This is a genomic window from Actinacidiphila alni (assembly GCF_900112845.1).
Taxonomy (GTDB): domain Bacteria; phylum Actinomycetota; class Actinomycetes; order Streptomycetales; family Streptomycetaceae; genus Actinacidiphila; species Actinacidiphila alni.
The window spans coordinates 22,808-33,831 of the sequence record NZ_FONG01000013.1; the positions used below are offsets into that span (position 1 = coordinate 22,808).

Annotated in this window: 9 protein-coding genes; 8 read left to right on the forward strand and 1 reads right to left on the reverse strand. The window is 73.6% G+C overall.

Annotation, left to right across the window (positions count from 1 at the left end; translation table 11 throughout):
• Positions 1 to 39: 39 nt before the first annotated feature.
• The 8 genes from BM076_RS21495 to BM076_RS21530 all read left to right on the forward strand — a co-directional run bounded on the left by BM076_RS21495 (position 40) and on the right by BM076_RS21530 (position 10,190).
• Positions 40 to 1,500, forward strand: a complete 1,461-nt coding sequence (locus BM076_RS21495; protein WP_093715437.1) for an aldehyde dehydrogenase family protein — start codon at positions 40 to 42, stop codon at positions 1,498 to 1,500.
• A gap of 130 nt (positions 1,501 to 1,630) precedes the next feature.
• The gene (locus BM076_RS21500) at positions 1,631 to 2,701 is read left to right on the forward strand and encodes an alcohol dehydrogenase catalytic domain-containing protein (protein WP_093715291.1); all 1,071 of its coding nucleotides are present in this window, start codon (positions 1,631 to 1,633) and stop codon (positions 2,699 to 2,701) included.
• Positions 2,692 to 2,883: a ferredoxin gene (locus tag BM076_RS21505; RefSeq protein WP_093715292.1), complete on the forward strand. Its 192-nt coding sequence runs from the start codon at positions 2,692 to 2,694 to the stop codon at positions 2,881 to 2,883. The genes BM076_RS21500 and BM076_RS21505 overlap by 10 nt, the downstream gene beginning before the upstream one ends.
• 39 nt (positions 2,884 to 2,922) lie before the next feature.
• Positions 2,923 to 4,113, forward strand: coding sequence for a cytochrome P450 (locus tag BM076_RS21510; RefSeq protein WP_093715293.1), 1,191 nt, complete (start codon positions 2,923 to 2,925; stop codon positions 4,111 to 4,113).
• A 73-nt stretch (positions 4,114 to 4,186) separates the two neighbouring features.
• Positions 4,187 to 5,650, forward strand: coding sequence for an aldehyde dehydrogenase family protein (locus BM076_RS21515; protein ID WP_093715294.1), 1,464 nt, complete (start codon positions 4,187 to 4,189; stop codon positions 5,648 to 5,650).
• On the forward strand, positions 5,647 to 6,867 hold the full coding sequence (locus tag BM076_RS21520; protein WP_177246544.1) for an NAD(P)/FAD-dependent oxidoreductase: 1,221 nt from the start codon (positions 5,647 to 5,649) through the stop codon (positions 6,865 to 6,867). The genes BM076_RS21515 and BM076_RS21520 overlap by 4 nt, the downstream gene beginning before the upstream one ends.
• Positions 6,864 to 7,181 carry a ferredoxin gene (gene fdxA, locus BM076_RS21525; protein ID WP_093715296.1) on the forward strand — a complete coding sequence of 106 codons (318 nt, stop codon included), beginning with the start codon at positions 6,864 to 6,866 and terminating at the stop codon, positions 7,179 to 7,181. Before BM076_RS21520 ends, fdxA begins: the two co-directional genes overlap by 4 nt.
• A 51-nt stretch (positions 7,182 to 7,232) precedes the next feature.
• Positions 7,233 to 10,190, forward strand: coding sequence for an FAD-binding and (Fe-S)-binding domain-containing protein (locus BM076_RS21530; RefSeq protein WP_093715297.1), 2,958 nt, complete (start codon positions 7,233 to 7,235; stop codon positions 10,188 to 10,190).
• A 5-nt stretch (positions 10,191 to 10,195) separates the two neighbouring features.
• On the opposite strand, the gene BM076_RS21535 is transcribed toward BM076_RS21530, so the two are convergent.
• Entirely contained in the window at positions 10,196 to 11,011 is an 816-nt protein-coding gene (locus tag BM076_RS21535) for a DeoR/GlpR family DNA-binding transcription regulator (RefSeq protein WP_093715298.1), read from the reverse strand.
• Between the last annotated feature and the right edge of the window lie 13 nt (positions 11,012 to 11,024).

Consider the following 11,024-nt stretch of genomic DNA (forward strand, 5'->3'; position numbering starts at 1 on the left):
CACCCGAACGGCCCGAACGACCGGAAGCACCCGAAGGAGATGACCAGCAGCATGGACGTCCTGGAGATTCAGTCCCTGGTGGGCGGGCGGTGGACCGGCGCCCCGACGGTGGTACGGGACAATCCGGCCGTTCCCGGCCAGCGGGTCAGCGTCAGCGCGGACCTGGACACCGCCACCGTGGAACGGGCGCTGGACGCCGCCCACGCCGCCGCCCGCGACTGGGGACGCACACCCGCCCCGGCCCGCGGCAGGATTCTGGAACGGGCCGGCGCGCTCCTCGACGACCGTGCGGACGAGGCCGCCCGGGACATCACCCGCGAGGAGGGCAAGACCTTCGCGGAGGCGCGCGGCGAGGTCGCGCGGGCCGCCGACATCCTGCGCTTCTTCGGCAGCGAGGGCTGGCGGATCGGCGGCACGACCTACCCCTCGGCGGTGGGCACCGACCTGATCTACAGCCGCCGCGAACCGCTGGGGGCGGTGGCGGTCATCACCCCATGGAACTTCCCGATCGCCATCCCCACGTGGAAGTCCGCGCCCGCCCTGGTCAGCGGCAACGCGGTGGTGCTCAAGCCCGCCCAGATCACTCCCGCGGGCGCCTGGCACCTGGCGAGCGTGCTCCGGGAAGCCGGTCTCCCCGACGGGGTGTTCACCCTGCTGACCGGGTCCGGCGCGCGGATCGGCGCGCAGCTCGTGGAGTCGCCGTGGATCGACGCGGTCACCTTCACCGGCTCCGTGGGCGTCGGCGCGGGCATCTACACCGCCGCCGCGCCGCGCCGCATCCGGGTGCAGCTCGAACTCGGCGGCAAGAACGCCGTCGTGGTCTGCGACGACGCGGATGCCCGGGTGGCCGCGGGCATCGTCGCGGCCGGCGGCTTCGGACTCACCGGCCAGGCATGCACGGCGACCAGCCGGGTGATCTGCCTGCCCGGGATCAGGGACGCCTTTCTCGAGGCCCTGCGCGAGGAGACGGCGGCCTATCTGCCGGGCGACGGCCTGGCGGAGGGCGTACGGATGGGGCCGGTGGTCAGCGGCGGTCAGCTCGCCACCGACCTCGGCTATCTGGAGAAGGCGGTCGCCGAGGGTGCCAGGGTCGCGGTGGGCGGCGCGGTCGCGGACGGCCTGCTGCTGGGGCCCACGGTGCTGACCGGCGTACAGCCCGCGCACACCGTCGCCCAGGAGGAGGTCTTCGGACCCGTGGTCGCGGTGCTCGACGCGACCGGCCTCGACCAGGCCATCGAGCTGGTCAACGACTCGCGCTTCGGCCTGACGGCCGGCGTGGTCACCAACGACCTGGACACCGTGCACCGGTTCAGCGCGGAGGTGCGGGCCGGAGTGATCAAGGTCAACCGGCCGACCGGCGGGGTGGAGCTGAACGTCCCCTTCGGCGGGGTCGGCGACTCCTCCACCAACACCTACCGCGAGCAGGGGCAGACCGCGGTGGACTTCTTCACCTGGACCAAGAGCGTGTACCAGGCGTCGGCGCCGCGGAGCACGTCATGACCGGCCCGCGGGCGACGGCGGAGGGGAAGCCGCCTCGCCCGCGGGTCCGGGGGGAGGCCGCGCCCGGTCCGGCGGCCGGCCGAGCCGCGCGGCGTACGGCGGCCCGTACGGCGGACGGAGGGGAATCGCCATGCGCGCGCTGCTGATCACCGGACCGGGCAGGACGGAACTGGCCGAGGTGCCGGAGCCGGTGCCCGCCGCGGGGGAGGTGCTGCTCGCGGTGGAGGCCACCGGCCTGTGCGGGACCGATCTGCACCTGGTCCACGACGGCGGACCGGAGAGCGCGGGGCCGTTGATCCCGGGCCACGAGGTGGTCGGCACCCTGCTCGAACTAGGCTCCGGTGTCGACGACTTGAGACCGGGCCAACGGGTGTGCGTCGATCCGCTGCTGGCCTGCGGCAGTTGCCGGCTGTGCCGGGCCGGGCGGCGGAATCTGTGCACCCGGCGCAGTGCGGTCGGCATCACCCGGCCGGGCGGGATGGCCGAGCGGCTCGCCGTACCGGCCGCCGCCTGCTGGCCGACCACGCTGCCGCCCGAACGCGCCGTGCTCGCCGAGCCGTTGGCCTGCGCGCTGCACGGCGTGGACCGCGCCGGGGTCCGTACCGGCCCGGCGCTCGTCCTGGGTGCGGGTGCGATGGGCCGGCTGGTCGCCGCCGCCCTGACGGCCCGGGACGGTGCCGGCGATCCCGACCGCGCCGACGCCCCCGACGGCACCGTTCGGGACGTCACCGACCGTCCCGGGATCACCGTCGCCGACATCTCCGCCGAACGTGTCGCCCAGGCCAGGGACGGCGGCGCGACGGCCTGCCTGGTGGCGGAGCTGCCCGAACTGCCCGTCCGGCGCTGGGACCTGGTGGTCGACGCGGCTGGTTCCGCGCACACCGTCGCCCTGGGACTGGCCCGGGTCTCCCGGGGCGGCACCTACCTCCAGATCGGGGTGCTGCCGCGCGGCGCGACCGTGCCCTTCACCCCGTTCGACATCTATGACAACGAGATCGTCGTGACCGGCTCCCGCTCGGTGCTCTGCACCGTGGACCGCGCGGTGGCGCTGCTGGAGCGCGACGAGCGGGTGGGCCGGGGTCTGGTGACGCACCGGCACCGGCTGGAGGACGCGGCGACCGCGTTCGAGCAGCTCGCCGCACACGTCGGCGTCAAGCACGTGATCGGCGCCGCGCAACGAGAGGAGCGATCATGCGCGTGACCGTGGATCCGGGCCGCTGCGACGGCTACGGCAACTGCGTGATGACGGTGCCGGACGTCTTCGACCTGGACGACGAGGGCAGGGCCGTCGTGGTCGAGGACGAGGTGGAGCCAGGCAGGGCGGACGTCCTGCGCGCCGTGGTGGCCTGCCCGTACACCGCGATCAGCACCCACGAGGACTGACGACCGAGACCCGCCAAGGACCGACCCGGAGGAACTGAGATGGCCGCCACCACCCCGGACGGGAAACCCATCGAGTACGACCCGTTCACCACCGCACTGATGATCGACCCCTACCCCGTCTACCGGTCGCTGCGGGAGTACGCGCCGCTGTACCACAACGCCGAGCGCGGCTTCTGGGCGCTGTCGCGCTACGCCGACGTCAAGGCGGCGGCCTCGGACTGGAAGACGTTCACCTCCGAGGACAGCGTCGACCTGGACCGTTCGACCAAGAGCTTCGGCGAGGGCGCCTTCGTGGACTTCTCGCCGCCGGAACACACCGAGATCCGCGGTCTGGTGCGGGAGGCGTTCTCGCCCAAGAGGGTCAGGGCGCTGCGGCCGATCCTGGTCGAGCAGGCCGAACGGCTGATGAAGGAGTTCGTCGAGCGCGGCTCCGCGGACATCGCCTGGGAGTACAGCAGCGGTCTGCCGATGCAGATCATCTCCCATGTGATCGGCCTGCCCCCGCAGGACGTTCCGCTGATGGCCGAGCGGCTCAAGCGGTTCGTCGCCCGCGACGAGGCCGACCCGATGGTGCTGCCGCCGGACGCGCTCGCGGCGGCGAACGAGATCCGGGCGTACTTCTCGGCGATGGCCGACGAGCGGCGCAGATCGCCGCGCGAGGACCTGATCAGTGAACTCGCCCATGCCTCGCTGCCCAGCCGGCCGCTGCGCGAGGCCGAGGTCACCGGGCTGTGCTTCTTCCTCTTCCTGGCGGGCGTGGACAATCTGTCCGGGCTGATCACCAACACCGTCAGCGCGCTGATGGAGCACCCGGCCCAGCGCGCCGAGGCCGCCGCCGACCCGAGCCTGGTGCCCGCCGCCGTAGAGGAGGCGATGCGCTGGGACGCCCCGCTCCAGATGATGGCCCGCACCGCCACCCGCGACGTGGAATACCCGGGTGGGACGATCCCCGCGGGCGGCCGGACGGTGATCATCTGGGCCGCGGCCAACCGGGACGAGCGGGAGTGGCCGCACGGCGAGGAGTACGACATCCACCGGCCGCCGAAGCGGCAGCTCGGCTTCGGCGAGGGCATCCACTTCTGTGTGGGCGCACCGCTGGCCCGGCTCCAGTCCACCGTGGCGATCGAGACGCTGCTCAAGTACGCGCCGGAGTACGGGCCCGCCGGCACCCCGCAGCGGGTCGTGAAGTCCAACATCCGCACCTGGGAGCACCTGCCCGTCTCGCTCTGAGCCCGCCCGGTTCCTAGCCTGTCCCGCCACGCGCCCGTCCCGGCCGACGGCCGATCCCGTACGAGGAGTTCCGATGACCACCACCCGCCCCCGACTGCCTTCGATCCCCACGAAACTGCTCATCGACGGCGACTTCGTCGACGCCCGGTCCGCCGCCACCTTCGACAGCCACGACCCTGCCACCGGGGAGGTGCTGGTCGCCGTCGCGGAGGCGGGCGCCGAGGACGTGGACCGGGCGGTCGCCGCGGCCCGCCGCGCCTTCGAGGACGGACCGTGGTCGCGGACGCTGCCCGCCGACCGTGAGCGGATGCTGTGGCGGCTGGCCGAACTGGTCGAGGCACACGCCGACGAGCTGGCGCTGATCGAGTCGCTCGACAACGGCAAGCCGCTGCCCGACGCGCTCGGCGACGTGGCCGAGGCCGCCGCGACCCTGCGCTACTACGCGGGCTGGGCCACCAAGATCACCGGCCGTACGGTCGCGATGAACCGGCCCGGCGACTGGCACGCGTACACCCTGCGGCAGCCGCTGGGCGTCGTCGGCCAGATCGTGCCCTGGAACTTCCCGCTGATCATGACCTCCTGGAAGATCGGCCCCGCCCTGGCGGCGGGCAACGCCGTCGTCCTCAAGCCCGCGGAGCAGACCCCGCTGTCGGCGCTGCGGCTGGGCGAACTGGCGCTGGAGGCCGGATTCCCGCCCGGCGCGCTGAATGTGATCCCCGGTGACGGGCCGGTGGCCGGCGGCTCGCTGGCCGCCCATCCCGACGTGGACAAGATCGCCTTCACCGGCTCCACCGAGACCGGCCGGCTGATCGTCAGGGCCGCGCTCGGCAATTTCAAGAAGGTCAGCCTGGAACTCGGCGGCAAGTCGCCCAACATCGTGCTCGCCGACGCCGACCTGAAGGAGGCCACCGGCGGCGCCGCCGTCGCGATCTTCAGCAATCAGGGCGAGGTCTGCACCGCGGGCAGCAGGCTCTACGTGGAACGTGCGGTCTTCGACGAGGTCGTCGGCGGCCTCGCCGAGCGGGCCGCGGCGATCCGGCTCGGCCCCGGCACCGAGGACGGCAGCCAGATGGGCCCGCTGGTCTCCGCCGAACAGCTCGACCGGGTCAGCGGCCTGGTGGCCCGCGGCGTCGAACAGGGCGCCACGGCCGTCACCGGCGGCAGGCGCCGCGGCGAGGTCGGCTACTTCTACGAACCGACGGTGCTCACCGGGATGTCCGAGGACTCCGTCGTCGTCCAGCAGGAGATCTTCGGTCCCGTGGTCGTCGCCATCCCCTTCGACCGGCCCGAGGAGATCGGCCGCGCCGTGAACAACACCGACTTCGGCCTCGCGGCCGGAATCTGGACCCGTGACGTGTCGCGCGCCCACCGGATCGCCGCCGCGGTCAAGGCGGGCACGGTGTACGTGAACACGTATCACACGGGCGACCCGGGGCTGCCCTTCGGCGGCTACAAGCAGTCCGGCTGGGGCCGCGAGCTGGGCGAGGAGGGGCTCGACCTCTACACCGAGGTCAAGTCCGTCGTGGTGAAGCTGTGAACACCATCAGTACGGCCAACACCACCGGTTCGGCGGCCCGTTCGCGGGTCGTGGTGGCGGGCGGCGGTCTCGGCGCGGTCAGAACCGTCGAGGAATTGCGGGCGCTGGGCCACACCGGACCGGTGACCGTACTGTGCGAGGAATCCGAACCGCCCTACGACCGGCCGCCGTTGACCAAGCGGGTGCTGGCGGGGACGCTCGACGCGGTGCCGCTGTGGGCGCCCGGCCGGCCGGAGTCCCTGGAGGTCCGGGTGCTGCGCGGCACAGCCGCCGCGGCACTGGACGCGGACCGCCGTGAGGTGGTCGACGGACGCGGCGGCAGGCACGGCTTCGACCATCTGGTGGTCGCCACCGGCGCAGAGCCGCGCGTGCCGCCGGTCGTGGGCGCGGAGCTGCTGCGCACGATCCGCGATCTGCGGGACGCCCACGCGCTGCGCGACATCCTCGCCCCCGGCGCCGACCTGGTGGTGATCGGCGGCGGCGTCCTGGGCTGCGAGGTGGCCGCCACGGCGGCCGGGCTCGGCTGCCGGGTGGTCCTGGTGGAAGCGGGCCGCACGCTGATGGAGCGGGCGGTGGGCGCGGTCCTCGGCGACCGGCTGGCCGCCGTTCACCGCGGCCACCGGGTGGACGTGCGCTGTGCGACCTCGGTGACCGAGGTCGCACGGACCGCGGACGGCCGCTGCCAGGTTCGGCTCACCGACGGCACCGAGGTGACGGCGGACGCCGTGGTCGCGGCCGTCGGCGTCCGCCCGCGCACCGACTGGCTGGCCGGCCGCGGCGGGCCCGTGCTGGACGACGGCGTGTTGTGCGACGCTTGGTGCCGCGCCTCGCTGCCCGGGGTCTACGCCGTCGGTGACGTGTGCCGCTGGACGCACCCGGTCACCGGCGTCACCCGCCGCGAGGAGCACTGGTCGGCGGCGGGGGAGCAGGCCGGGATCGTCGCCCACCAGATCCTCGGCCTGCCCGGCGGGCCCGTGATGCACGGCGTTCTGCCGTACTTCTGGAGCGACCAGTACGACCTCAAGATCCAGGTGCTCGGGCGGCCCGGCACCGCCCCGGGCCCGCCCGGGATCGAGGAATGGGACCGCCCCGGGGCGCTGCTCGCCCGCTTCCACGACGACGACGGCCGCCCGGTCGCGGCCGTCGGCTTCTGCGCCGGCGCACGGCTCATGCGGCTGCGCACCGGACTCCTGCCCGACCTCGAAGGAGCGTCATGACCTACGTGATCGCCCGCGCGTGCGTCGACGTGCTCGACAAGGCGTGCGTCGACGAATGCCCGGTCGACTGCATATACGAGGGCGCGCGGTCGCTGTACATCCACCCGGACGAATGCGTGGACTGCGGCGCCTGCGAGCCGGTCTGCCCGATCGAGGCGGTCTTCTACGAGGACGACCTTCCCGACGACCAGCGGGAACACCTCGCCGCCAACCGGGACTTCTTCGCCGAGCTGGGGTCGCCGGGCGGCGCGGCGGCGGTCGGCCGGGTCGGTGCCGACGCTTCTTTGGTGGCCGCGCTGCCGCCGCCGGAATGAGGAGAGGCAGGGCCGCGACACCGAAGCGACGACACGAACGGGACGGACACGATGGACAGGCCGAACGCACCTCAAGTGCCCAGCGCTGACCGCGAATCGGCGGCGGGTGCCCGCCGCTTGCGTGAACTGCTCGGCCCCGGTGTGCGGTTGGACGCGGGCACACGCGCGCTGTACTCCTCCGACGCGTCCAACTACCGGGTGGTCCCGGCCGCCGTCGTGCGCGCCGAATCGGCGGCGCACGCCGTCGACACGGTCGGCCACTGCCACCGGCTCGGACTGTCCGTCGTGGCACGCGGAGCCGGAACGTCGGTCGCGGGCAACGCGATCGGCCCCGGCGTCGTCCTCGACCTCACCGCCCTCGACGGGATCACCGGGATCGACCCCAGGCGGCGTACCGCGACCGTGGGCGCCGGGACCGTCCAGGCCGACCTTCAGCGCGCCGCCGCATCGTACGGTCTGCTGCTCGGGCCGGACCCGTCGACCGCCGACCGCTGCACGATCGGCGGCATGATCGGCAACAACGCCTGCGGGGCGCACGCGGTGGCCTGGGGCAACACCCGCGACAATGTGGTGTCCGCCCGGCTGCTGCTGGCCGACGGCCGTCAGGTGACGGTGGATCAGCGGGGCACGTCCGACCAGGAGTTGAACACCCGGCTGCGCGAGGTGACCGACGCGCACCTGGCCGTGCTGCGGACCGAGTACGGCCGCTTCCCGCGCCAGGCGTCCGGCTACGCGCTGGACGCGCTGCTGCCCGAACGCGGCTTCGACGTGATGCGTTCGCTGGTCGGCTCCGAAGGCACCCTGGCCATGGTGCTCGACGCCACCGTACGACTGGTGCCCAGGCCCGCCGCCCGCGCGCTCGCGGTACTCGGCTTCCCCGACATGCCCACCGCCGCCGACGCCACCCCGGCACTGGTGGCGCTGGGACCGCTGGCGGTCGAGGGCATGGACCGGCGGCTCGTCGAGGTCGTGGTCCGACGGCGCGGGGCCGCCGCCGTGCCCGCGCTGCCGGCAGGCGCGGGCTGGCTGTTGGTGGAGACCGGCGGCGCCGACCCCGCGGAGGCCGAACACGCGGCCCGCGCCGTGCTGGCCGCGTCCGGCGCCGTGGACGGCCAGGTGGTGACCGACCCCGGCCGGATCGCCGCACTGTGGCGGATCCGCACAGACGGAGTGGGCCTCGCGGGCCGCACACCCGGCGGGGCGGACGCCTGGCCCGGCTGGGAGGACGCCGCCGTACCGCCCGAGCGGCTCGGCTCCTACCTGCGGGACCTGGACGGGCTGCTCGCCCAGCACCACTACGACGGCCTGCTGTACGGGCACTTCGGCGACGGCTGTGTGCACGGCCGGTTCGACTTCGGCCTGCGGACCGACGGCGGCGCGGCCCGGATGCGGGCGTTCCTGGAGGACGCCGCCGATCTGGTGGCCGCGCACGGCGGTTCGATGTCGGGCGAGCACGGCGACGGCCGCGCCCGGAGCGAGCTGCTCGCCCGGATGTACTCTCCCGCCGCGCTGGGCGCCGCCGCCGCGGTGAAGGCGGTCTGGGACCCCCGCGGTCTGCTCAACCCCGGTGTGCTGGTCGATCCGGCGCCGCTCGACGCCGACCTGCGGATCCGGCCGGCGCTGCCCGTCGTCAGCGGCACCGCCTTCGCCTATCCGCACGACTCCGGCGACCTGACCCGGGCCGTCCACCGCTGTGTGGGCGTCGGCAAGTGCCGCGCCGACCTCACGGCGTCGGGCGGGGCGATGTGCCCCTCGTACCGCGCGACGGGCCAGGAGCAGCACTCCACCCGCGGCCGGGCCCGGCTTCTCCAGGAGATGCTCCGCGGCGATCTGGTGGACGGCGGCTGGGCCGACCCCGCGGTGCACGAGGCGCTGGACCTGTGCCTGTCGTGCAAGGCGTGTTCCAGCGACTGCCCGGCGGGCGTCGACATGGCCACGTACAAGGCGGAAGTGCTGCACCAGCGGTACCGGCGCAGGCTCCGGCCGGTCACGCACTACTCGCTCGGGTGGCTGCCCCGCACCGCCGGGCCGGCGGCCCGGTTCGCCGGCGTCAGCAATGCGGTGCTCGGCAATCGGTGGATCGGCGCGCTGGTCAAACGGCTGGGCGGGATCGACGGACGGCGCGGGCTGCCCCGCTTCGCCCGCCGTACCTTCCGGGCGTCCTTCCGGGCGTCCTCGCGGGCACGGCAAGCGCGGCCGGCCGGGCGCCGGGTGCTGCTGTGGGTGGACAGCTTCACCCAGTCGTTCTCGCCCGAGGTCGGCACGGCCGCCGTCCGGGTGCTGGAACAGGCCGGTTACACCGTGGAGTTGACGAAGCGTCAGGTGTGCTGCGGGCTGACCTGGATCTCCACCGGCCAGCTGGACGGCGCGCGGCGCCAACTGCGGCGTACGTACACGGCACTCGAGGCGGCCGTCGCCGACGGCATTCCCATCGTCGGCCTGGAGCCGTCGTGCACGTCCGTGCTGCGCAAGGACGGTGTCGAGCTGCTGCCCGACGATCCCAGGGCGCGGGCCGTCGCCGAACTCACCGTCACCCTGGCGGAGTTGCTGACCCGCACTCCGGGCTGGCGGCCACCGGACCTGTCGCGCGTCCGTACCGTCGCCCAGCCGCACTGCCACCAGCGGGCCGTGATGGGCTGGCAGGCGGACGAGAAGCTGCTGCGCACGGCGGGCGCCGACATCACCGCGGTCGGCGGCTGCTGCGGACTCGCGGGCAACTTCGGTGTGGAGCGCGGCCATTACGACGTGTCGGTGGCCGTGGCGCGGACCGCGCTGCTGCCCGCGATCGAGGCCGCGGAGCGTACCGGGCCGGTGCTGGCCGACGGATTCTCCTGCCGCACCCAGGTCGACGACCTCGTCGGCACCGGAGCGGTCCACCTGGCCCAACTGCTCGCGTCCGCCCTCGACGAGGCCGGCGACCGGGCCGCGGCGGACGGCACGGAGGGTCCGGATGGCGCGGGCGGTACGGAGGGTCCGGACGACACGGGCGGTACGGGGGCGACGCCGTGACGGCCTCAGACCGGCTCGGCCACCTGCACGTCAAGACCGGCGCCGCGCAGTTCGGCGAGCTGCGCGGCGCCGATGCCGGAGTCGGTGATCAGCAGATCCGGCGCGTCGATCCGTGCGAAGCGGGAGAACAGCGCGGTGCCGATCTTCGAGTGGTCGCACAGCACCACGACCCGCGTGGCGGAGGCCATCATGGTGCGCTTGACGGCGCTCTCCGACACGTCCGAGGTCGAGAAGCCGTGATCCACCGTTATCCCCGAGGTGGCCACGAAAGCGACATCGACCTTGACCTCGTCCAGCGCCCGCAGCGTCAGCATCTCGACCTCGGCAAGCGTGTCATTGCGGACCCGTCCCCCGGTCGTGTAGACGGCCGCGCCCGGCTTGCCCGCCATCGTGATGGCGATGGGCAGCGAGTTGGTCATCACCACCAACTGCGGTCCGCCGGGGTAGAGATCGGCCAGCCGTCCGGTGGTGCTGCCCGCGTCGATGAGCACCGCGCCGCTGGTCGGCATGTGTTCGAGCGCGGCTGTGGCGATCGCCGTCTTCTCCTCGGCCATGATCCGGGTGCGCTGCGCGAGACCGGGGATGCCGTGCTCGTTGTCGAGCAGGATCGCGCCGCCGTGCACCCGCCGCAGCGCGCCGGTCTGCTCCAGCTCCACCAGGTCCCTGCGCACCGTCTCCGGGGTGACCTGGAAGCGCTCGGAGATTTCGACGACGGTCAGCCTGCGCCGCTCCCTGAGCAGCTCCACCAGGGCTCTTCGGCGCTCGGTGGGGAAGGCGGGCCTGGCCTCCTCGGCAGCGCGGTCATCGGCTTTCGGCGTCACCGTCCAGACCTTA

Bases quoted from the DNA above. Each gene is read 5' to 3' on its own strand.
- BM076_RS21505 (WP_093715292.1), top strand. From the start codon at position 2,692: ATGCGCGTGACCGTGGATCCGGGCCGCTGCGACGGCTACGGCAACTGC.
- fdxA (WP_093715296.1), top strand. From the start codon at position 6,864: ATGACCTACGTGATCGCCCGCGCGTGCGTCGACGTGCTCGACAAGGCG.
- BM076_RS21495 (WP_093715437.1), top strand. From the start codon at position 40: ATGACCAGCAGCATGGACGTCCTGGAGATTCAGTCCCTGGTGGGCGGG.
- BM076_RS21500 (WP_093715291.1), top strand. From the start codon at position 1,631: ATGCGCGCGCTGCTGATCACCGGACCGGGCAGGACGGAACTGGCCGAG.
- BM076_RS21510 (WP_093715293.1), top strand. From the start codon at position 2,923: ATGGCCGCCACCACCCCGGACGGGAAACCCATCGAGTACGACCCGTTC.
- BM076_RS21530 (WP_093715297.1), top strand. From the start codon at position 7,233: ATGGACAGGCCGAACGCACCTCAAGTGCCCAGCGCTGACCGCGAATCG.
- BM076_RS21515 (WP_093715294.1), top strand. From the start codon at position 4,187: ATGACCACCACCCGCCCCCGACTGCCTTCGATCCCCACGAAACTGCTC.